The 22,285-nt window shown below is 60.8% G+C and carries 20 protein-coding genes and 1 pseudogene; 12 read left to right on the forward strand and 9 right to left on the reverse strand.

Annotated features, from left to right (window positions below):
* Positions 1 to 71: 71 nt before the first annotated feature.
* From IPJ76_18540 to IPJ76_18550, 3 genes are read left to right on the forward strand one after another with little or no spacing between them, the layout of a single operon-like run.
* Positions 72 to 1,724 (forward strand): glycosyltransferase family 39 protein, encoded by a 1,653-nt coding sequence (locus tag IPJ76_18540; GenBank protein ID QQR86553.1) that lies wholly within the window; start codon positions 72 to 74, stop codon positions 1,722 to 1,724.
* Between the two features lie 45 nt (positions 1,725 to 1,769).
* Positions 1,770 to 4,223, forward strand: coding sequence for a phosphoenolpyruvate synthase (gene ppsA, locus IPJ76_18545; protein ID QQR86554.1), 2,454 nt, complete (start codon positions 1,770 to 1,772; stop codon positions 4,221 to 4,223).
* 5 nt (positions 4,224 to 4,228) lie between these two features.
* Positions 4,229 to 4,522 (forward strand): hypothetical protein, encoded by a 294-nt coding sequence (locus tag IPJ76_18550; GenBank protein ID QQR86555.1) that lies wholly within the window; start codon positions 4,229 to 4,231, stop codon positions 4,520 to 4,522.
* Between the two features lie 65 nt (positions 4,523 to 4,587).
* On the opposite strand, the gene IPJ76_18555 is transcribed toward IPJ76_18550, so the two are convergent.
* The 4 genes from IPJ76_18555 to ffh form a co-directional block, all read right to left on the reverse strand.
* Positions 4,588 to 5,931, reverse strand: coding sequence for a serine/threonine-protein phosphatase (locus IPJ76_18555; protein ID QQR86556.1), 1,344 nt, complete (start codon positions 5,929 to 5,931; stop codon positions 4,588 to 4,590).
* A 221-nt stretch (positions 5,932 to 6,152) separates the two neighbouring features.
* Complete coding sequence (locus IPJ76_18560; protein ID QQR86557.1) at positions 6,153 to 7,004, reverse strand: hypothetical protein; 852 nt, start codon at positions 7,002 to 7,004, stop codon at positions 6,153 to 6,155.
* 71 nt (positions 7,005 to 7,075) lie between these two features.
* Positions 7,076 to 7,729, reverse strand: coding sequence for a hypothetical protein (locus IPJ76_18565; protein ID QQR86558.1), 654 nt, complete (start codon positions 7,727 to 7,729; stop codon positions 7,076 to 7,078).
* A gap of 14 nt (positions 7,730 to 7,743) precedes the next feature.
* Positions 7,744 to 9,084: a signal recognition particle protein gene (gene ffh, locus IPJ76_18570; protein QQR86559.1), complete on the reverse strand. Its 1,341-nt coding sequence runs from the start codon at positions 9,082 to 9,084 to the stop codon at positions 7,744 to 7,746.
* Between the two features lie 679 nt (positions 9,085 to 9,763).
* On the opposite strand from ffh, the gene IPJ76_18575 reads away from it, so the two are divergent.
* The gene (locus IPJ76_18575; GenBank protein QQR86560.1) at positions 9,764 to 10,213 is read left to right on the forward strand and encodes a hypothetical protein; all 450 of its coding nucleotides are present in this window, start codon (positions 9,764 to 9,766) and stop codon (positions 10,211 to 10,213) included.
* A 102-nt stretch (positions 10,214 to 10,315) separates the two neighbouring features.
* Here the strand turns inward: IPJ76_18575 and IPJ76_18580 are convergent.
* Positions 10,316 to 11,512, reverse strand: a pseudogene (locus tag IPJ76_18580) (IS256 family transposase).
* Between the two features lie 532 nt (positions 11,513 to 12,044).
* Between IPJ76_18580 and IPJ76_18585 the strand changes: the two are divergent.
* Positions 12,045 to 13,670 carry a serine hydrolase gene (locus IPJ76_18585; protein ID QQR86561.1) on the forward strand — a complete coding sequence of 542 codons (1,626 nt, stop codon included), beginning with the start codon at positions 12,045 to 12,047 and terminating at the stop codon, positions 13,668 to 13,670.
* A gap of 468 nt (positions 13,671 to 14,138) precedes the next feature.
* On the opposite strand, the gene IPJ76_18590 is transcribed toward IPJ76_18585, so the two are convergent.
* Together IPJ76_18590 and IPJ76_18595 are read right to left on the reverse strand one after the other, a co-directional pair.
* Positions 14,139 to 14,855, reverse strand: coding sequence for a DUF3307 domain-containing protein (locus tag IPJ76_18590; protein ID QQR86562.1), 717 nt, complete (start codon positions 14,853 to 14,855; stop codon positions 14,139 to 14,141).
* On the reverse strand, positions 14,855 to 15,571 hold the full coding sequence (locus IPJ76_18595; GenBank protein QQR86563.1) for a hypothetical protein: 717 nt from the start codon (positions 15,569 to 15,571) through the stop codon (positions 14,855 to 14,857). The genes IPJ76_18590 and IPJ76_18595 overlap by 1 nt, the downstream gene beginning before the upstream one ends.
* 169 nt (positions 15,572 to 15,740) lie before the next feature.
* On the opposite strand from IPJ76_18595, the gene IPJ76_18600 reads away from it, so the two are divergent.
* The gene (locus tag IPJ76_18600; GenBank protein QQR86564.1) at positions 15,741 to 16,226 is read left to right on the forward strand and encodes a nuclear transport factor 2 family protein; all 486 of its coding nucleotides are present in this window, start codon (positions 15,741 to 15,743) and stop codon (positions 16,224 to 16,226) included.
* Between the two features lie 79 nt (positions 16,227 to 16,305).
* Here the strand turns inward: IPJ76_18600 and IPJ76_18605 are convergent, their stop codons facing one another.
* The gene (locus tag IPJ76_18605) at positions 16,306 to 16,497 is read right to left on the reverse strand and encodes a cold-shock protein (GenBank protein QQR86565.1); all 192 of its coding nucleotides are present in this window, start codon (positions 16,495 to 16,497) and stop codon (positions 16,306 to 16,308) included.
* A gap of 196 nt (positions 16,498 to 16,693) precedes the next feature.
* Here IPJ76_18605 and IPJ76_18610 point away from each other — a divergent pair, with 196 nt between their 5' ends.
* Both IPJ76_18610 and IPJ76_18615 read left to right on the forward strand, forming a co-directional pair.
* Complete coding sequence (locus IPJ76_18610; protein ID QQR86566.1) at positions 16,694 to 17,158, forward strand: DUF1801 domain-containing protein; 465 nt, start codon at positions 16,694 to 16,696, stop codon at positions 17,156 to 17,158.
* A 15-nt stretch (positions 17,159 to 17,173) separates the two neighbouring features.
* The gene (locus IPJ76_18615; protein ID QQR86567.1) at positions 17,174 to 17,761 is read left to right on the forward strand and encodes a YdeI/OmpD-associated family protein; all 588 of its coding nucleotides are present in this window, start codon (positions 17,174 to 17,176) and stop codon (positions 17,759 to 17,761) included.
* A 6-nt stretch (positions 17,762 to 17,767) separates the two neighbouring features.
* On the opposite strand, the gene IPJ76_18620 is transcribed toward IPJ76_18615, so the two are convergent.
* Entirely contained in the window at positions 17,768 to 18,097 is a 330-nt protein-coding gene (locus IPJ76_18620) for an alkylphosphonate utilization protein (protein ID QQR86568.1), read from the reverse strand.
* Positions 18,098 to 18,280: 183 nt separating this feature from the next.
* Between IPJ76_18620 and serC the strand changes: the two genes are divergently transcribed.
* From serC to IPJ76_18640, 4 genes are read left to right on the forward strand one after another with little or no spacing between them, the layout of a single operon-like run.
* Positions 18,281 to 19,348 (forward strand): 3-phosphoserine/phosphohydroxythreonine transaminase, encoded by a 1,068-nt coding sequence (gene serC / locus IPJ76_18625; protein QQR88509.1) that lies wholly within the window; start codon positions 18,281 to 18,283, stop codon positions 19,346 to 19,348.
* Positions 19,345 to 20,322, forward strand: a complete 978-nt coding sequence (locus IPJ76_18630) for a D-2-hydroxyacid dehydrogenase (GenBank protein ID QQR86569.1) — start codon at positions 19,345 to 19,347, stop codon at positions 20,320 to 20,322. Before serC ends, IPJ76_18630 begins: the two co-directional genes overlap by 4 nt.
* 3 nt (positions 20,323 to 20,325) lie before the next feature.
* Entirely contained in the window at positions 20,326 to 21,546 is a 1,221-nt protein-coding gene (locus IPJ76_18635) for a DUF1015 domain-containing protein (GenBank protein ID QQR86570.1), read from the forward strand.
* Complete coding sequence (locus IPJ76_18640) at positions 21,543 to 22,208, forward strand: YggS family pyridoxal phosphate-dependent enzyme (GenBank protein ID QQR86571.1); 666 nt, start codon at positions 21,543 to 21,545, stop codon at positions 22,206 to 22,208. The genes IPJ76_18635 and IPJ76_18640 overlap by 4 nt, the downstream gene beginning before the upstream one ends.
* Positions 22,209 to 22,285 lie beyond the last annotated feature (77 nt).

Consider the following 22,285-nt stretch of genomic DNA (forward strand, 5'->3'; position numbering starts at 1 on the left):
CATGGTGCGACCGCACATTGAACTGGAACAAGGAATGCGGGCGCCCGTGTGCACCTTCGCCGTTGACGACCATGGCACGCTACCACACGCTCCTCCTGCTCGCGGTCTGGTCCCTGGTGCTGCTGGTCATCGACCCGCGCGGGGATTTTCCCCTCAACGACGATTGGGCCTTCGCGCATGATGTGAAGCACCTTGTTGAAGACGGCCGGTCCGTCTTCTCCGATTGGCCCGCGATGACGCTCATAGCGCAGACGCTCTGGGGCGCCGCGTTCTGCAAGGTGTTCGGGTTTTCGCATGAGGTACTGCGCTGGGCAGTGGTGGTGCTGGGCATCGGGTGTTCCTTGCTCATGTACCAGCTTGCGTTCCTGCTGGCCAACGACCGCCGCAGGGCGCTGTTCGCGAGCCTGCTGTTGATGTTGAACCCGTTGTTCCTGGCGCTCGTGGTCACGTACATGACCGAAGTGCCGTTCCTCTTCTTCACCCTGCTTTCGCTGCTGAGTGCACAGCGTTGGATGGCCCGTGAATGCAAGCTGCACTTCGTCCTCGCGTGTGCGATCGGTATGGTGGCCATGTTCGTCCGCCAGCACGGTATCGTGCTGCCCCTGGTTTTCGGATGTGCCTTTTTCCTGCGCGGTCCCAAGAGCTTGCCTCGTGCGCTCGCGGCCATAGCGCCATTCGTGCTCGCGGTTGTTATGTTGGTGCTCTTCGGGCGGTGGAAAGCAACGCTCGTCCCGGCAGCCACTCAGTATGCACCGCTTGCATCGCTCCCGGCGGCCGTTCTGGAGAGCTTGGACCTGGGCTTGGTGAAACGCACGGGGCTGTCGTTGTTCCTGATCGGCTTGCCGCTGTTGCCGCTTGCCATCGGCCTCGGTGCGGCATCACCACGGCGTTGGCTTGTGCGGCCCGCGCCCTGGGCCTGGGTGGTGCTGGCGTTGGCGACCTTGTGCATGATCGCCACATGGACACGCTTTCCCGAAGGCCTTGTGCTGTATGACCTGGGCCTTGGCGCCAAGCTCCTGAAGGACACCTTCTGGGGTGAGCACTTTCGTGGTCAACTGCACCCCATGGCATTGGCAATGCTCCGCGCCGTTGTATGCCTCGGTGTGCTTTACATCATCGGGTCAGTGCTGCGCAGGTCCAACGACCAGCTTGCCCCCCTTCCGACGGCCAGGTGGTTCGCCATCATCATCACAGCTATCGGCGGAGCATGGGCAGGCTTCACCCTGCTCAACACGCTCTTCTTCGATCGGTACACACTGATCCTGGCACCCTTGGCGATCCTGCTGATCATCGCGGCCACCAAGAACCGCCCGGTTCGCTGGCCGGTAGCATGGGCGTTGCTCGCGCTGCTGGCCATCCCGTACAGCCTCATGCTCCGCGACCACTTCAATTGGAGCCGCACCCGATGGGCCGCTCTGGACCATCTGACCGGCCATATGGGCGTACCACCATCGCACATCGACGGCGGTTTCGAGTTCAACGGCTGGCATCGACCGGGGCCCCGCCGCAAGACCGTGCGCGAAGGCATCAGCTGGTGGTTCGTGGCAGACGATGCCTACGTAGTGGCCTCCGGTCCCATCCAAGGCTTCGCGCCGGTGGACACCTTCACCTACCAGCGCATCATCCCCTGGGGCACCGATACTATCCTGGTCCTTCAACGGCACGATCTGTTACGATCCAATGGATCCGTTGGCGCTGGAGCGGAAATACAACCTTCGCCATGACTTTGCGTTGAACGCGCGTCTTACCCAGCACAATACCCGACCCCTATGAGCTCTGCCGCCCCCTACCTGAAGTGGCTCCACGAAGTTGAGTTGAAGGACATCCCCACGGTGGGCGGCAAGAACGCCAGCCTGGGCGAGATGATCCAGCACCTCGCTCCGCTCGGTGTGACAGTACCAGGGGGCTTCGTTGTCACCGTGGCGAGCTACGAGGCCTTCATCGCTCACAACGTGCTGGACCAGAAGATCCGCGACATCGTGGCGGGCTTGGACGTGGACGACGTGGAGAACATCCGTCGCACAGGTCTTGCGGTGCGTACCCTCATCAAGAACGGGAAGTTCCCGGAGGAGATCTGGAAGGGCATCATGGCCCGTTACGACGAACTGAGCCAGCAGCACGGTCAGGAAGCCACCGACGTGGCCGTGCGATCGAGCGCCACCGCGGAAGACCTTCCCGATGCATCATTCGCCGGACAACAAGAGACCTTCCTCAACATCCGCGGACACCAGGACCTCATCGCGGCGGTGCGCAACTGCTTCGCATCGCTCTGGACGGACCGCGCCATCGTGTACCGCCAAAGCCTCGGCTACGACCACTTCGATGTGGGACTGAGCGTGGGCGTACAAAAAATGGTACGCTCCGACCTGGGTGCGAGCGGTGTGGCCTTCAGCCTCGATACCGAGAGCGGCTTCAAGGACGTGGTGCTCATCAACGGTAGCTATGGCCTTGGTGAAATGGTGGTGCAAGGAGCAGTGAGCCCGGACGAGTTCCTGGTCTTCAAGCCCACGTTGGCCGAAGGCTTCAGCAGCATCATCGAGAAGAAGCTCGGCAACAAGGACCGGAAGATGGTCTATGGTGCGGAGCCCGGTAAGCCCACGCTCACCATCCCCGTGGAACGCGCGCAACGCAACCGCTTCTGCATCACCGACGAGCAGGCGCTGGAAGTGGCGCGCAGCGTATCGGCCATTGAGAAGTACTACAGCGAGAAGAAGGGCCACTGGTGCCCGATGGACGTGGAGTGGGCCGTGGACGGACTGACCAAGCAGTTGTTCATCGTTCAAGCGCGGCCCGAAACGATCCACAGTCGCAAGGCCACGGATCGCGTGGTGGAATACAAGATCTCGCTGCCCGAACAGGTGAAAGTGATCACCAAAGGCATCGCCATCGGCGACCGCGTAGGTGCAGGCAAAGTGCGCATCCTCTTCAGCCTCGATGGCCGCGGTGGCGGTGGCGATGGCAAGGACTTCCAGCAAGGCGATGTGCTCGTTACCGACATGACCGACCCCGACTGGGAGCCGATCATGAAGAAGGCCAGCGCCATCATCACCAACAAAGGCGGCAGGACCTGTCACGCCGCCATCGTGGCGCGCGAGATGGGTGTGCCTGCCATCGTGGGTTGCGGCAACGCCACTGACCTGCTCGATACCGGGATGGAAGTAACGGCGAGCTGCTGCGAAGGCGACACCGGCGTGATCTACAGCGGTATCATCCCCCACACCATAGAGGAAACGTTGCTGGCCGACATGCCGGACACGAAGACGCCCATCATGCTGAACGTGGCGAGCCCCGACCTGGCCTTCAAGTTCGCTCACCTGCCGAACGCCGGTGTGGGCTTGGCGCGCGAGGAGTTCATCATCAACAACTACATCCAGGCGCACCCGCTCGCGCTGCTGCAGCACAAGGAACTCGGCGATGTGGCCCTCAGCGGCAAGATCAGTTACCTCATCAACGGTTATGAGGACGAAGAGACCTTCTTCGTGAAGCGCCTCAGCTACGGCATCGCCAAGATCGCAGCGGCCTTCTACCCCAACAAGGTGATCGTGCGCTTCAGCGACTTCAAGAGCAACGAGTACAAGAACCTCCTGGGCGGCGAACATTTCGAACCGGAGGAAGAGAACCCGATGATCGGCTGGCGTGGGGCAAGCCGCTACTACAGCGAGGCCTACAAGGAAGCGTTCGGGCTGGAGTGCAAGGCCATCCGCCGAGTGCGCGAGAAGATGGGCCTGAAGAACGTGGTGGTGATGGTGCCCTTCTGCCGCACCGTGGAAGAACTGAAAAAGGTGAAAGCCGTAATGGACGAGTACGGCTTGAAGCGCGGCAAGGAAGGTCTGGAACTCTACCTCATGGCCGAGGTGCCGAGCAACATCATCCTTGCCGAGGAGTTCAGCAAGTACATCGACGGTTTCTCCATCGGCAGCAATGACCTCACGCAGCTCACCCTAGGCTTGGACCGCGACAGCGCATTAGTGGCGCACATCTACGACGAGCGCAACGATGCGGTTAAGGGCATGCTGCGCATGCTCATCACGTCAGCGAAGAAGACCAAGACCAAGGTGGGCATTTGCGGCCAGGGTCCGAGCGACTTCCCCGACTTTGCACAGTTCCTGGTGGAGCTCGGTATCGACACCATCAGCGTTACGCCTGACTCGCTGCTGAAGACGCGCAGGGCGATCAGCGAGGTGGAGAAGACGTTGGCAGGGAAGAACGGGGTGAGGGTGTGAGAGCGATGCGCTGGCAGCGTCCTCTTGCCATCCTGATCGGTATCGCAACCACCGTTACAGCGGTGCTCATTGGCAATGTGGTCTACGAGGTCGTTGCCACTGAAGATCCATGCGACTATCACGACGGAGTGGTCGAAACCACCTGGCTGTTCGACCTCTACTTCCCGATGACCTCAACCAATGGCTTTCATCCTGAGCCAGGTCTTGTGTTCTACCTGACAACGCTTGCAGCGGGTATCGGCTTGGGCGTGTTGTCGTTCAGGATGTTGAAGAGACGCCGGAAGGATCCGCTGTCCTGAACCTCCGCCTCCCGTGCGTCACTTGTCCTTGACCTGACGCCTGCTCTCGTTTTGGCTTTGTTCCGTCAGACACGGAACCCCAGCACGAGCACGTCATCCACCGCAGGGCGATCATGCTGCCAGAGCTCCAATGCCTGGGTAAGACGACGCTGCTGTTCGCCAGCCGGTAGCTGTGCCACTTCGGCCAGCAAGTCCCTCATCCGCGCGCGACCGAATTTCCGTCCATCAATGCCGCCGAACTGGTCCTGATAACCATCCGAGCACAAGTAGAACATGTCCCCCGGTGAGGTCTCCAGCTCATGCTCGGTGAATGCCGTCGCCTCCACGAAATGCTGGCCCACGGGCATGCGATCGGCACGCAGCTCCGTCAGTTCGCCGTTGCGGACCAGATAGAGCGGGTTGTTGGCCCCGGCGTAGTGCACACGTCCGCTTTTATGGTCCACTACGCACAAGGCGATGTCCATACCGTCCTTCGGCCCTTCCTGCTGTTGCTGGTTCAGCACCTCGATCACCTCATCACGCAAGCGGTCCAGGATCGCAGCGGGCCTCAGCTCCCTTTCATCCGCCACCACCTTCTTGAGCAATGTGCTGCCGAGGATGCTCATCAACGCACCCGGTACGCCATGTCCCGTGCAGTCGGCAGCGGCGATCACCGTACGCCCTTCGAAATGCGCGCACCAGTGGAAGTCACCACTGACGATGTCCTTGGGTCGGTGCAGCACGAAATGCTCGGCCACATGGCCCGCCATGCCGTCCACTTTGGGCAGTACCGCTTGCTGGATGCGCTGGCTGTAACGGATACTGGCCGTGAGGTCTTTGTGGGCCGCCTCGATGAGCGCACGTTGTTCGTGGGCCTCCTGGGTGGCCTTCTGCAACTGTTCGCGCAGGATCAGCTCGCGCTTGGCCAGGCGGTAGCGGTTGTGCACCATCAGCGTCGCGATGAGCGCCACCGTGATCATCAGGTTCCCGCCATTGGCCATGATCTCGCCGAACGTTAGCTGGCTTTGTACGGAGAGGAACCAGACGTTGGCCACCACGCTGGCCAGCAGCACCAGGACCGACCAGCGCACGGCCCAGAGCGCGATCATGGACCCGCCGAGGAACAACGTTGCGTACGCCAGGGTGTGGTCGCGGAACGCATCAGCGTCCATGTAGCTCCACATGTAGGCGTTCTGCGCGCTGATGAGCGTGTACGGGATGAACAGCAGGATCGCAGGGCCCAGGCCGAAGCGCTTCCGGATGAACAAGCCCAGTAGGATGCACGCACCGACCAGCGCACGCACGGTGCCGAACCGTTGCCAATGGTCGGGTGCAACCACCATATCGTTGAGCACGAAGGCCATGTTGGCCGCCGCCGCCACCCATGCACCCAAGGTGTGGATGCGTTGGGCTCTCTTCTCGAGTTCCATCGCCCATGACGAGGTAGTCCCTCCTTGTTGGACGAAGGATCCGGGGCCGAAAGCGTTGCGCACAGTGCCAAGCACGCGCCACCATCGGCTTCGTGCTGTCAATACAAGCTGATCGGGCATGGCCGGTTTACGGCCGCAAAGGCGGTTTGTTCGCCTCATCCTTCCACGCAGCGTGACCGGTCATAGCCGGAAGCTTTGCGGATCGGACCGAGCATGTCCAACTACTCCTCCGGCCAGTAGTACACGGGGCCGCCACGAGGAACAGAGGATGGGGACACCGCCTTGAGCACCGCTTGCTCGAACAAGCGCCGGTACAGGTCGCGGTGCGCATCCAATTCCTCGCTGCTGAAAACGCGGATGGGATGGTCCGGGTCGATGGCAATGAGGTGGAACCGGAGCTTGGCCCGCAGTGGGTAGTACGAGAATCTCACCGAGTGTGCGCCCACTTCCCGCAGCTTCACGTTGTTGAGGCAATAGTGTTTGGCCGGGCTCCCCACCGTGCTGATGCGTGTGGTGTCCAAAGGCTGCACCTCGTCCAATGCCCCAAGGACCCGCCATAGTTCCGCTTCCGTTGTGCGCAACTTGTAGTCCACATCCTCATAGTGCAGCGTGGTGACATCCATGGGCATCAGCATGCCCCGCGGCATGGACGTGGCACCGAAGACGAACAGCGCGAATACTCCGGTTAGGAACCGCACAGCCCGCCCCGGTACCACGCACGGTAGGGAAGCGCAGCGCAATAAGAGCAAAACAGGCAGGGCGAGCAGGTCCGTGGCGTCCACGACGCGCCCCATGGTCCAAAGCCCCATGCCGTTCCATCCATCTAGAGCGGGCTGCGATAGCGGCGACTTCCACCAAGCAAAGAGGACCGCGATCGCAATGAGCACCGAGTCCCTGCGATGCGGAACCATTGCCACCCAGAACCATCCGAAGGCGAACAAGCCGGCCACATCGCTGAGCTTGCCCGTGAACCAACACGGCCATGCGTGCTTGAGGAGGTGGTCGTTCAGCGCCAGCACAGCCACGGCCAGAACGAACCGGACGTCGGCAAGTCGGGGCAGGTCGGGGCGCATCGACCCGAAGGTAGCAGGGCTACTTGCGTGGTACAGCTTACTTCAAAAGGAAGTCATCTTGTGCAAGCACTTCAGTACCCAAGAACTGGACCACCGTAGCGCGCCTCTCTACTGGGCGCTTCAGGGAATCCCATTATCTCACTCATGGTCAGTGTCCGGCAATCCCCCTTCTCCAAGAAGGGCATTAACCAGCACCGAGTTCTTCCATCCTCCCGGACCTCGATGAAGACCGAATCCACGGCGTAATACGGCGCAAGACTGCTCGTGCCGCCCCAGTCATGGGTGTACGATGGAACGTACGACAACATGAATTCTTGATCGTCGTGTTCAACATCCAGTGGTTGCTCTATGTGTGCGGACCAGATAGCCATATGGGTGGAACCTGTCTCGCGCCCTATGACTCGCACATATGCTCGTTCGCGCAAAGCAAAGTAAGTAGTCGAGTATAGGTCGAACACTACCCATGTTGTCACCAGGATGAACGGAGGCAACATCACACCCCCCCATTTCCTGCGCACGTGGACGCAATGATGGAGGAGCAAACACAGCGCAACAAACGCTAAAAGACCGTAGAGCACGATCGTGAGCACAGCCGCGGCTTCGATATGCGCCGCTCGAGCGAACCATTCACGGGAATAGTACCAGTAGAAGAAGACGATACTTCCGAACAGCAGCGGTGTGCTCGCCAGAACGAACACCCACCATAGCAATCCGAAACGCTTCATCGTTCTATAGATGCTCACCTCCTCATCCCCTGCATCGCCTGCATCTGGCGCATCATGTTCTGCATCTTGCTCTTGTCCCCCATCATCTTCATCATCTTGCGCATCTCGTCGAACTGCTTCATCAGCTTGTTCACCTCCTCCACGCCGCGGCCGCTGCCCTTGGCGAGGCGGGCGCGGCGGCTGCCGTTGATCACGGAGGGGTTCTTGCGCTCTTCGGGCGTCATGCTCTGGATGATGGCTTCGATGCCCGTGAAGGCATCGTCCGGGATGTCGATGTTCTTCATGGCCTTGCCCACGCCGGGGATCATGCCCATGAGGTCCTTCATGTTCCCCATCTTCTTGATCTGGCCGATATGCTCCAGGAAATCGTCGAAGCCGAACTGGTCTTTCGCGATCTTCTTGTTCAGCTCGCGCGCGGCCTTCTCATCGAACTGCTCCTGGGCCTTCTCGACCAACGATACCACGTCGCCCATGCCGAGGATGCGCCCCGCCATACGGTCCGGGTGGAACTCGTCCAACGCCTCCATCTTCTCGCCCGTGCCGATGAACTTGATCGGCTTGTCCACCACGCTGCGGATCGATAGAGCCGCACCGCCGCGCGCATCGCCGTCGAGCTTCGTGAGCACCACGCCGTCGATGTTCAGGCGCTCGTTGAAGGCCTTCGCCGTGTTCACCGCGTCCTGACCGGTCATGGCGTCCACCACGAAGAGGGTCTCCTGCGGCTGGATCGCCTTCTTCACGCGGGCGATCTCGTCCATCATCTGCTCGTCGATGGCGAGGCGACCGGCGGTATCGATGATCACGGCGGTGAAGCCGTGCTGCTTGGCGAAGGCGATGCCGTTCTGCGCAATGCGCACGGGATCCTTGCTTTCCACCTCGCTGTACACGGCAACGTCCAGTTGCTTGCCGAGCGTCTGCAACTGGTCGATGGCGGCAGGGCGGTACACGTCGCAAGCCACCAGCAGCGGGCGCTTGCCCTTCTTGCGGATGTAGTTGGCCAGCTTGCCGCTGAACGTCGTCTTACCAGAGCCCTGCAGGCCGCTCATGAGCACCACCGTGGGGTTGCCGCTCATGTTCATGCCAGCGCTCTGGCCGCCCATCAGTTCGGCCAGCTCGTCGTGCGTGATCTTCGTGAGCAGCTGCCCCGGGCTGATGCTCGTGAGCACGTTCTGCCCCAGCGCCTTGGCCTTCACGCGATCGGTGAAATCCTTGGCGGTCTTGTAGTTCACGTCGGCATCCAGCAGCGCCTTGCGGATCTCCTTGGTGGTCTCCGCCACGTTGATCTCCGTGATCTGCCCCTGGCCCTTCAGGACCTTGAAGGCGCGCTCCAGCTTGTCGTTGAGGTTCTCGAACATGGATCTATCGAAAGGACGGCGAAGGTAGGCGGGGCGGTAGGTTCACCACAGAGGCACAGAGGGCACGGAGAAATGCTGAGGCCTGAGGTCCTGGAGTGTTTGGGCGTGTCGGCGCCAGTCCTTCGCTTCGCAAAGCCTCCGCTCGGGAGCGCGCCGTCGGGTGCTGCGCTATAGTCCCGCCAAAACGGCCAGCGGCTGCTCGCGCTGCGGTGGCTTCCTCCGGTCGCCTTCTCGCTGCGGCATCCGGAAAGGCCTGGTTTGTCGGGAGCTGCCGCTTCACCCCCTCATGTGGAACAACGGCTGCGATCCCTTCGGGGTCGTGATCACCGCTGTCGCTACCCGCTAAACGCTGCGCCCCCTTCGGGGTCATGAATGATCGAAGCACAACGAGAAGCGTATCAGTGAAACAGCTGACACATGCCCAACAAGCCCGCTGCGCATTTGACCCCGAAGGGGTCCCAGCATTTAGCAAGCCCAGCCCCATCAGCATTCGACCCTGAAGGGGTCGCAGCCGGGGGGTGATCCCTTGCAACCTGATCCCACATGCCCGCATGCCCACGACGGCGCACGTAACATCACAGCCTCCTCATGTTAGCAAACACGCCGTGCATCCCGGGCTACATTCGCCTCAATAATCCACTGTTCACGAATGTGTTGTCAGCATCCTCCACCGAATGGGATGAGACCAACCGAGATCATCGTTTCACTTGTCGTAGGTCTTGTTGGTGCCGCAATCTTCGCAGCCATACAGTCTTGGATAATTGAGCGAAGACACAGGAAGAAGCTGCTGCATCTTCAGAGTGCACCGGGTCAACTAGACTGGCAGCATTGGGACATTCAGGACGGATTGCTTGCTGAGGCGCCGATAGAAGCATTCATGTCCATGCGGTACTTGAAGAACAGAGAATTCGAGATCCAGTGGACTGAGAAGGAAGCACCCAATCGCGTGGTCGGTACTGGCAACATCTATTTCGAGAACTACGTCGTAGGCAAGCTTTTCTTCATTTACAATGAGCGGGCGATCTACGCGCTTCGCGATGCATTCTACCGGACGGTCGTGCACAATGATGTCGAATACGATTCACTGTCTTCCGAGGGGTCTGTTAGATTAAGTGTGTCACGATCTTGATCACTGATGTTGTTGATGTAGTTGGGTTTTCAACGAGGGGGTCTGGGGGAGACTGATAACGTGTTGATCGGTGTTGGCCAGTTGTGGATCGAAGCGCGGTCCGAAGAGCAAGCGTAACTCGGCTGCGATCTCACGCCAGGCGAAGATGGGCTTTGCGGCCATCTTCTCCACGATGCGCTGCTGGGCCAAGAAGAGCAGTTTGAGCAGGGCCATGTCGTTCTCGAAGACGCGCTTGGTCTTGGTGTATTTGCGCAACTGGGCATGGAAGCCCTCGATGGGGTTGGTGGTGTAGATCAGCCGCCGGATACGCTCGCTGTACCGGTATTGGCTGGCCAGAAGCGGCCAGTTGATGCGCCAGGAGTTCACCGCTTGCGGATAGCGCTCGCCCCATTTGTCGCTGAACACTTCCAGTGCTTGCAGGGCACGCTCCTCGTTGGGTGCCCGGTAGATGGCCCGCATGTCCTTGACCACTTCCTTGTAGTGCTTGTAGCTCACGTACTTCAAGGTGTTGCGCACCTGATGCACAATGCACAGCTGGATGTCGCTCTGCGGGTACACCAGCGCGATGGCCTCGGAGAAGCCGCTGAGGTTGTCGATGCACGCGATCAGCATGTCCTCCACCCCGCGCTGGCGTAGGTCGTGCAGCACGCTCAGCCAGAACTTGGCGCCTTCGTGCTGGCCAACGTAGAGGCCAAGCAGGTCCTTGTGGCCATCGGGGCCCACGCCAAGGGCGGTGTAAACGGCTTTGTTCACCACGCGACCCTCTTCCTTCACCTTGAAATGGATGGCATCGAGCCATACGATGGCGTAACGCGCTTCCAAGGGGCGCTGCCGCCATGCCTGCACATCGGCGACCACCTGGTCGGTCACCGCGCTGATGGTGGCTTCGCTCACTTCGATGCCGTAGAGGTCGCGCACATGGTCGCTGATGTCGCGCTGGCTCATCCCCAGTCCATAGAGCTTGATGATCTTCAGGTCCAGCTCGGCGTTCAGAACCCGTTCCCGTTTAGGCAGCAGCAGTGGGTCGAAGGTCCCGTTCCGGTCCCGCGGGGTGGCGATGTCCACCTCCCCGTGTGCGGTCTTCACCCGCTTGCGGCCGTGCCCGTTGCGCCGGTTGGCCTTGCCGGTGTCCTCTTCCAGATGCGCGCTCAGCTCTCCCCGTAGGGTGGCTTCCATCAGCCGTTTTACCAAGGGCGTCAGCACCCCTTCGCTGCCGCTGAGCGGCTTGCCCAGAAGCAATTGCTTCATGGCCTCCTTCTCGAAGGCTTCGTAATCGAACTTGTCCGTCTTGTCTTCCATGGGTCAGGGTTTGAAGTTCGCAACTCCGGCCTGACACACTTTACTGAACAGTCTCCTTCCGAGCGTCTGATTCCAACAATGCTCCGTATGCGCTAATGCGACCGACGGCAAGACGTCTCCATTCCTGACTTGAGTTCCTCGATCATCCAACTAACACCCCGAACTGTTAATGTTGTTGGGAAACGGTTGAAGGCACGACTTGAACGCCAACAACTTGTGTCAAAGTTCTCCAGGATGGCCGCGATCTTCGCCCATGCGCTCCACATCCGACTTTCTCATCCTCGGTCCAATCTCCGCCTGCTCCCACCAACCCGCTCCCTCCACCACACCGCCCGCCAACGTTTCTGAGCATTCAGCCCTCACACAAACCATCGCTGCACCATAGCGCCCTCTTCGCCGGCTAGCGCCCACGATGCCGCCGCCCTGGGCACCAAGTTCACTGATGCCTAGGCCGGACCTGGCGACTGCTCCGCGTTTGTAACGCAACGTGTTCCACCGGCGTCAGATGTCCACATCGAAAATCCCAAGCTTGATGCGCGCCCTCCTGCTGCTTCCATCCTTCATCCTGCTCTCCATCGCGCATGCGCAAGAGAACACGTCCGCCTACGATGCCGAGGTGCAGGCGCACTTCACCGCCGATGCGCCCGGCGGCGCGGTGCTGGTGGCGCAAGGCGGCAAGGTGCTCTACGAGCGGGCACTTGGCTTGGCCGATGTTCCCGCGAAGAAGGCGCTCACCACCGCGAACCAGTTCCGCATTGGCAGCGTGACGAAGCAGTTCGCGGCCGTTTCCATCCTTCAGCTCGCCGAAGCCGGCAAGTTGAACGTGGATGACGAGATCCAGAAGTACGTGGACTTCCCCAGGAAGGAGCAGCCGATCACCATCCGGCATCTGCTCACGCATACCTCGGGCATTCCCAATTTCACCAATGGGCCCGGCTACACCCCGGAAGCATATGCCAAGGACATCGACCTGAAGAGCCTCATCGCGCTCTTCGCCGATCTCCCGCTGGAATTCGCGCCCGGCAAGCAATGGAGCTACAGCAACAGCGGCTACCTGCTGCTCAGCGCCATCATCGAGAAGGCCTCGGGCCAGCCATGGTCCGACTATGCGAACGAGCACCTCTTCGCGCCTGCGGGCATGAGCCACACCACGGCCTCGCTCGTGCAGGGGTCGCCCGCCGAAGCCCAGGGCTACGCCCAAGCGGAAAGCGGCTGGCAACCCGCCTTGCCGATCAGCATGTCCTGGCCACTGGGCGCGGGCAACATCCGCAGCACGGTGGGCGACCTGTGGAAGTGGAACACGAGCGTGTTCGCCGGGAAGCTGGTGCCGCTGGCGCGCCTCGCGCAGGCGCATCAACCTGCGACGCTGGCCGATGGATCGAGCCACCCGTACGGCTTCGGCTGGGGCTTCGAGAACGTGCAGGACAGCCCCACGATCGAACACAACGGCGGCATCGACGGCTTCGTGAGCGCAAGCCTGTACCTGCCCACGGAGGACATCTACGTGGCCGTGTTGGTGAACCGCGAGAGCGGCGATGCGAGCCGCCTGGCGCCGAAGCTCGCGGCGATCGCCCTGGGCAAGCCCTTCGGCGGCCCTGAGGTAGCGCTCACCGAAGCCATGGCAGCAGCGTACACCGGGGTGTATGTGAACGCTGAAGGGGTCGAGCGCTACATCACCGCTGAGGGGAACAAGCTGCACGCCATGCGTCAAGGCGGTTCGCCCAACGCGTTGCGTCACCTGGGTAACGACCGCTTCCTGTATGAAGGCGATGTGATCACCCTCGCCTTCCAACGCACCGATGGCCGGGTGACCGCCGCGCGATTCCTTTCGCGAGACAGCGACGAGCAACTTACCCGTTCCGACAAACCGTTGCCGAAGCCGCGCGAGGCGATCCCGTTGAAGAACGCCGACCTGCAAGCCTATGCGGGTGAATTCGAACTGATGCCCGGATTCACCCTCACCTTCCGTGTCGACGGCGATCACCTGTTCGTTACCGCCACACGCCAACAAGAGATCGAGGTGTTCGGTGAAGCACCGCACAAGTTCTTCTTGAAGGTGGTGGACGCCACGATCGAGTTCCACCCGGAAACCGATGGCATGGTGAACCGCCTCACCTTCACCCAAGGCGGCGCGATGGAAGGGAAACGGATCAAGTAGGTTCGCATGGCCGCTCCCCAGGCCGCACCGATCATGCGCCTCAGATCCCACCTGCTGCTCCTCGCATGCGCGGCATTCGCGCCAGTGCATCATAGCGAAGCCCAGTCGACATCGCCCCAAGTGCGTTCATCCGCTCAAGGCGAGCTTTCGGCCACCATCGCCGTCCTGGATAGCGCCATGTTCGCCGCCTTCAACGCCCACGATGCCGCCGCGCAAGTGTGGCATCCCGGGAGTTCTTGAACCATCTCCGTCCCTCATTCTCCTTCCTGCTGCGTTGGACCACTTCGCCGTAGCCACCGCTTCGTCGCGCGTGATCCGCCTTGCATGAAGAAGAAATAGTGGCAGATCTGTCGCCCACGAACTCCTGGGAAGCCACACCGCACCTGGTTCACCCCCGACCTGGAATTCTACCGTCCCGGCCGAAGAGCCGGGATCTGTGTTTGACCGGCCTCGCGGGCTTCATGCGCCTCACGCAACAAAGCTCCTCGCCCACAAACTCACCCCTATCGCTATCGCGAAGCTGAGCAGTGTGCCGATGAGCACGTACTCGGTGCGCATGCGGTCGTGGTCGTCCTTCAGGTCGCCGAAGCGGAACACGCTCTTGGCGGCGAGCAAATAACCCACAGCTTCCAGCGCGTCGGCGAGCACGAACACCAGGATCAATAGCCGCTCGATGACGCCGATCCACATCCCCGCGTTGGGCAGGTTGTCCTCCTTCCCTTTCAGTTGCTCCGACCAGCGACCGGTGAACACCGCGATGAGGAATCCCGTGGGCCTGGTGAGCACAAGGAAGGCAAGCAGCACCGCGAGCGTGCGTTCATTGAACCACGCACCACGTAGATCGTCGAACGGCGTGCAACCCGTTAGCCATGCCCACACGGCCACAAGCACGAGCAGATGCGCGCACTGGTCGATCACGAACCACTTGGCGCTTTTCGGGTCCCTGTACGACTTGAGCAAGTCGATGCCGAGGTGCGAGAGCGCCACGACCAAACCGACGATCCATTGCGCGGGATCGCCGATAGCGACCACGACGAGCGCACCGTGCACCAAGGCGTGCAGATACAATGCACGTGAACGATGGTGCTTTTCCGAGCGGGCCTTCACCCATGATCGCGGCTGAAGGACGAAATCGCCCAGGATGTGGGCGATCAGCAGTCGGAAGAGGATATCGAGGTCGGGCATCAGCGCTTCAGGTGTGCCGCCACGACCGTCCCGTACCTGTCGAACATGGCTTGCACCGCGCTCTGATCAGCGCCAGCCAGCCGCTTGTGTACGGCAGGTTGCGAAATTCCAAGCAAGCCCGAGAGTTCGGATTGCGTCGCACCCTTAGTGATGTACAGGAGCATGGCCTGCGCCGATGCCGACGACCACTTTCCCACCAACGCGTCCAGCAGCCGCATCGATGTCCCGAACTCCGCGTCCACGTCCTCCCACGGTGTGGAGAGCGCGAGTCTTCCCCAGTTGCGGCCCAGTTCATCCAATGCACGACCGGAGTTGCGGTAGGCTTCACCATCGGATTCGACCACCTTGCCGGAGCGGTACGACACTGTGCCGACCCCGATCGCGATACGGGCATCAGGCAGGTCGTTCATCAGTATGGGCAAGCGCGCCCGGATCATTCGTCTGGCTACCGTCCTGCCCACGGGTCGTCCGCCCTCCCATTGCCTTATGCGGGCTCGAATGGCCAGCGCGGCCTTCAGTGCATCATTCACATCCACCACCCCTTGGAAGCTATCACCCCGGTAGATCTCGAACGGCCTCAACACCTGGAACCCGCCTGCCTCAACAGCGGCCAAAGCCTGCTTCACCACCTTGTTGAGCACCGCACGCTCTTTCACTACGGTGCTCCGTACCACATCGCCCGTGATCACCGCTACGACTTTCGGTCTCTTTGCCATCGGCACCGAATGTAGCGACTATAACCTCCAGAGGTTATTATCGATGATTATAACCTCCACGGGTTATACGTGAGAAATATAACCTTTGGGGGTTATATGCATCCACAGCACCTGCTCCTGAACATCCTGCCCGGATCCTGCTGGGCCGAAGACCCTGCATCTTCGCCCCATGCACTTCCAGTTAGCCCTTCTGTCCTTGGCCCTCCTCTCCGCTTGCCCCAACCAACCCGACCCATCCACCACGCCGCCCGTCAGCGTTGCCGTGAAACACGAGCTAACCACCACCATCGCCGTCCTGGATAGCGCCATGTTCGCCGCCTTCAACGCCCACGATGCCGCCGCGCTGGGCACTTGGTTCACACCCGACCTGGAGTTCTACCACGACAAGGGCGGCCTCGCGGGCTACGACAGCACCATGGCAGGCTTCCGGCGCATGTTCTCGCAGCCCACAACCGCGGACATACAGCGCGAGATGGTGCCCGGGACCCTAGAGGTTTATCCCATCGGCGAGTTCGGGTTGTTGGAGATCTGCCAGCACCGCTTCTGCCACACGGAGAACGGCAAGGAGGATTGCGGCACCTTCAAGAACAACATGGTGTGGAGGAAGGAAGGCGCGAGCTACAGGGTGAGCCGGGTGATCAGCTTTGATCACTGAGCGGCACATTGGACGGCAGCCACCAAAAACGAAGCCCCGGCTTCCGCCGGGGCTTCGAACACTTCGCGTGAACCGGGCCTTAGGCCTTGGTCACGTTGATGGCGTTGGGGCCTTTGGGGCTCTGCTCAACTTCGTAGGTGACCTTGTCACCTTCGTAAAGAGCTTGCTTGGTTCCGGTCTTGTGAACGAACACATCCTTACCACCCTCGTCCGGGGTGATGAAACCGAAGCCTTTCTCCGAGTTGAAGAACTTCACTGTACCACTTGACATGTACTACTTGGTAATGCGCCCCTATCAAAGGCGGGGCTTGTTCGACCCACGGCAAAAGCACCGGGGCCTTGATGGCGCAAAGGACGGCCATCCGCGCTTGCCTCCGACGATCCGGCCGAAATAAACCCCAGGCACGCCTCCTGGCTTACCGATCTTCCGGGGCACGCGATCGGCTGATCGTCACGACCTTCGGCCCATGGCAACCCCACGGAAGTCGAGCGCTCCAAGAGCGGCCGCCAAGACCAGAACAGCCGGTCCGGTGAAGCTCCTATCGGGCGGCAACCCGCAGATAGCGAAGGGCGATGGCGATGCCCCGGTGCAGGCCTACATTAGGGCAATGCCGGGCTGGAAAAGAGGGGTGGGTGAACAGCTTGACGCACTGCTCGAACAGCACGTGCCCAACTTGCAAAAGGCAGTGAAGTGGAACTCACCGTTCTATGGCGTGGAAGGCAATGGCTGGTTCCTGGCCACCCATGTCTTCACGCATTTCGTTCGGCTCACGTTCTTCCATGGTCAGGCGCTGAACCCCGTACCGCCCGGTCCCAGTAAGGACAAGAACGCCCGCTACCTCGACATCCGCGAGAACGACGTCATCGATGCTCACCAGCTCATCGATTGGTTCAAACAGGCTGCTGCATTGCCCGGCTGGTTGAAACACTGAAACGTCACTCTACCCATGGCATCAACAAACCCCGAGGTCAACTGGTTCTTCGAGAAGGATGGCCGATGGAAGGAGGCCTTCGCCAAGCTGCGCGCCATTGCATTGGACAGCGGCCTCACCGAAGAGCTGAAGTGGGGCCACCCCTGCTACACCTTGAAGGGGAAGAACGTCTTCCTCATGCACGGCTTCAACGACTACTGCGCGCTGCTCTTCCACAAGGGCGCGTTGCTGAAGGACGATGAAGGCATACTCGTGCAGCAAACGGCCAACGTGCAGAGCGCCCGCCAGATCCGCTTCACCAGTGCGGCACAGATCAAGAAGATGGAACGCGTGATCGCGCGTTACATGCAGGCGGCCATCGACCTGGAAAAGGCCGGCGCCACGGTGCCGCTGAAGAAGACGGCAGAGTTCGACATGCCTGACGAGTTCAGGAAGGCACTGAAAGAGATGCCCGCACTGAAGAAGGCCTTCAACGCACTGACGCCCGGCCGCCAGCGCGGCTACCTGCTCCACTTCTCCGGTGCGAAGCAGAGCAAGACGCGGGAGGCACGCATCGAAAAGAACGTGGACCGCATCCTGGAAGGCAAGGGCCTCGACGACTGAGCGCCCTCAGGCTTTCCGCACGTAGATGCTCTTCAGCCCCATGGCCCCGAAGCCATCGATCTTGCAATCGATATCGTGGTCGCCATCCACCAATTTGATGTTCTTCACCTTGGTACCGGCCTTCACCGGCTTGGGCATGCCCTTCACCGGAAGGTCCTTGATCACCACCACATCGTCGCCGTCCTGCAGCACATTGCCGTTGGCATCCTTCACCGCACCGGCCGCCGCTATCTCCTCCGGGTTCCATTCATGGCCGCACTCGGCGCACATCTGCGAGGTGCCGGTGGGATAGGTGATCGTTGATGCGCACTCTGGGCATTTCGGGTTGTCGCTCATGGCGGCGCGAACATATTCTTCTGGACCGCCCTTGGCACTGACGGAGAACAGCACTTGGCAACCCCACTGCGAACAAGTGCCGCCTCACATCCATGACCCGTCGGCGCCGCGCCCTGTCCCAGGGCTCCTACTTTTGGCCCGCTTCCCGAACCAGTTGAAGCAACCATGACAACAGCAACCAAAGTGAAGGTGCACAACTACAGCGCCGGTCCGTGCATCCTACCACGCGAGGTAATGGAACAGGCGGCGCAGGCCTGCATCGAGTTCGAAGGCGGCCTCAGCATCCTGGAGATGAGCCACCGCAGCAAGCCTTTCGAGGCCGTGATGGCCAAGGCCCAAGCGCTGGTGAAAGAACTGCTCGGCGCACCTGATCACTACCAAGTGGTATTCCTCGGCGGTGGTGCAAGCATGGGCTTCCACATGATACCGCAGAACTACATGAAGGTGGGCGGCAAGGCAGCCTACGCCAACACCGGTGAATGGGCCGGCCGCGCTATCAAGGAAAGCAAGATGGCAGGTGATACGATCGTAGTGGCCAGCAGCGAGGACAAGAACTTCAACTACATCCCCAAGGGCTTCAGCATTCCGGCCGATGCCGACTACTTCCACTTCACCAGCAACAACACCATCTTCGGAACGCAGTTCAAGCAGTTCCCGAAGAGCCCCGTACCGCTCCTGTGCGACATGAGCAGCGACATTTTCAGCCGTCCGGTGAACGTGGGCGACTTCGCGCTGATCTACGGTGGTGCGCAGAAGAACATGGGCCCGGCCGGTGCCACGGTCTATCTCTTCGACCCGGCCTACTTGGGCAAGACCGGCCGCAAGCTGAGCCCCATGATGGACTTGAAGAACCACGCCGACAAGGAGAGCATGTACAACACGCCACCGGTGTTCTCGGTGTACGTAAGCATGCTCACCATGGAGTGGATGAAGAAGGAAGGCGGCGTGGCCGAAATGGAGCGCCGCAACAACGCGAAGGCCGACCTGCTTTATGGTGCCATCGACCGGCTGCCGGTGTTCAAGGGCACCACCGCTGTTGAGGACCGCAGTATGATGAACGCAACGTTCGTGATGACCGATGCCGCACTTGAGCCCGCATTCGACGCGATGTGGAAAGCCGCTGGCATCAGCGGCATACGCGGGCACCGCAGCGTGGGCGGATACCGCGCCAGCATGTACAATGCCCTGCCCATCGAGAGCGTACAAGCCTTGGTGGACGTGATGGAAGAATTCGCAAAGAAGAACGGATGAACGCAAGGATCCACGCCAACGACGGCATCTCTGCCAACGGCAAACAAGTGCTTACGGACGCAGGCTTCAAGGTAACGAGCGACTTCGTTGCCCAGGATGCCTTGGCCGAATACATCAACAAGGAAAAGGTGGAAGTGCTGCTGGTGCGCAGCGCCACCAAAGTGCGCAAGGACCTCATAACCGCCTGCCCGGGCTTGAAGATGGTGGGCCGCGGCGGTGTGGGCATGGACAACATAGACCGCGAGTTCGCCACCAACCGCGGCATCAAGGTCTTCAACACGCCGGCCAGCAGCAGCATCAGCGTTGCCGAACTGGTGATGGCGCATTTGTTCAGCCTCATGCGCGGCCTGCACGAGAGCAACCGTCACATGCCCACGCGCGGCCAGGGCGAGTTCAAGGAGCTGAAGAAGATCTACGAGAAGGGCCAGGAGCTGCGCGGCAAAACGCTCGGCATCATCGGCTTCGGCCGCATAGGCCAGTGGACCGCGCGCTACGCGCTGGGCGCTGGCATGAAAGTGGTCTACGCCGACAACCATGCCACCGCCGAAGCAATCGAGATGGAGGTAGGAGGACAAACCGTGCGCGTTGCCGTGAAAATGGTGCCGCTACCGGAACTGCTGGCCAAAGCCGATGCCATAAGCCTGCACGTACCTGCCCAGAAAGACGGCGCTCCTGTTCTCGGCCGTGGCGAACTGGCTTTGGTGAAACCCGGCACCGTGATCGTGAACACGGCGCGTGGCGGAAGCATCGATGAGGATGCACTGCTCGATGCGCTGAAGAACAACAAGGTGCGGGCTGCCGCGCTGGACGTGTTCGTCAACGAACCCTCGCCGCGTGCCGACATCCTCGGACAGCCGAAGATCAGCTTGACCCCGCACATTGGAGCGGCCACCTTGGAGGCCCAAGGCCGCATCGGAGAAGAATTGGCCGATATCATCATCGAGCACTACGCCCGCCAGAGCGTGGATGCCTGAGGCATGATCAGCATCCGTCCGTTCCGCGCATGGCGGCCGGCGCCCGATAAGGCGCACCTGGTGGCCAGCCGCAGTTATGTGGAGTATGAACCGGATGAGTTGACGGCCAAGCTGAGGAGCAATCCATACAGCTTCCTGCACATCGTGCACCCTGATCTGGGGCGCGATCAGCACCTGACGCAGAACGAGCGCTTCCGCCGCGTGCGCAAGAAGTTCGAGTCGTTCTGCAACGAGGGCATACTGCAACACGACAGGTTGCCGAGCATATACATCTACCAGCAGGACCAGGACGGCCGCAGCTCGCGCGGGATCATCTGCGGCGTTAGCGTGCGCGATTACCGCAACGGTCTCATCAAGGTGCACGAACAAACGCTTACCGCCCGTGAGGCACTCTTCGAGAAGTACTTGGATGCCACTGGGATCAACGCGGAACCCGTGTTGCTTGCCGCTCCTGAAATGCCGCTGCTCGAAGCCACCATGGACAGGGCAACGCTGCTGCGGCCCGAGTTGGACCTCAGCACCACCGACCGCGTGCGCCATCGCCTTTGGTCGGTGAACGATGAAGCCCATGTGGGCGAGATCGTGCAATGCTTCAGCTCCGTTGATGCGCTCTACATCGCCGATGGCCATCACCGCAGCGCGAGCAGCGCCCGTTTGGCGCAAAGTAGCGCGGCGGATGGCGACGACCCGAAGGCTTGGTGTTTGGCGTTCATTGTTCCGCGCGCCCACCTGCACATCTGGAATTTCGACCGCGCAGTGACGAGCCTCAACGGCATGGAGACGACTGAATTCCTCGATGAGCTTGGTAAAGTCGGGCGCTTGGAGCCCTTGATCATCTCACCAACGTCCGCTCCGGAGCGTGGGGAGGTGTTCGTGTGCACGCGGATCGGATGGTACCGGTTCACGATGCCGTCACCACCGGTGTGGGCCAGCGCGGTTGAAGCTTTGGACCCGGCATTGCTGAGCACGTGTGTTCTTGCTCCCGTCCTGGGCATCCACGACCTGCGCACCGATCCGCACATCCGCTTCATCCCGGGCACACAAGGCGTGGCAGCCTTGGAAACCATGGTGAGCAGCAAGGAAGCCGCCGTTGCCTTCCACCTCCGGCCGGTGAGCTTCGATGAACTGAAGGCCGTGGCCGACAGCAACGGCACCATGCCGCCAAAGAGCACCTACATCGAACCGAAGATGCGCAGCGGCATGACCATCTATCCGCTGGAATGACCTCGCTCGCCGCACGGTACGAAGCATTGAAGGCATCCCTGCCCAAAGGCGTGGAGCTCATCGCCGTGAGCAAGACCCGTTCGGTGGATGAGATCAAAGCGCTGTACGATCTGGGCCATCGGGCATTCGGAGAGAACTATCCACAAGAACTGAAAGACAAGCAAGCGCAGTTGCCCGCCGACGTCCAGTGGCACTTCATCGGCCACCTGCAAACGAACAAGGTGAAGTACATCGCGCCGTTCGTGCATCTGGTGCACAGCGGCGACAGCGAACGGCTGTTGGACGAACTCGATAAGCGCGCAGCCGCGAACAACAGAACGATCAGCGTGCTTCTGCAGGTGCACGTGGCACAGGAAGAAACCAAGTTCGGCTTCACCCTTGAGGAACTTGAACCGCTTGTTCCGGGCTTCAGGGACCGTTGGACGAACCTGCGCATCGAAGGCCTGATGGCCATGGCTTCGTTGACCGAAGACATGGAGCAGGTGCAGCGCGAACTTGCGGGCGTGAATGCCCTCTTCGATCGCATCAAGGCAAGTGGTGCGTTCCCGATCGGGCAATTCGCCACCTTGAGCATGGGCATGTCGTCGGATCTACCGGTGGCATTGGCCAATGGCAGCAACATGGTGCGAATAGGCACTGCCCTCTTCGGCGCGCGTCCCTGACTTGTCGATAAACCGTAGGCAACGCCTTTCGGGCCATCCCGTCTTGCCAGCGTAGTTTCACGTCCCAGCCGCGCTGC

The sequence above is a fragment of the Flavobacteriales bacterium genome (genome assembly GCA_016699575.1).
GTDB lineage: Bacteria > Bacteroidota > Bacteroidia > Flavobacteriales_F > PHOS-HE28 > PHOS-HE28.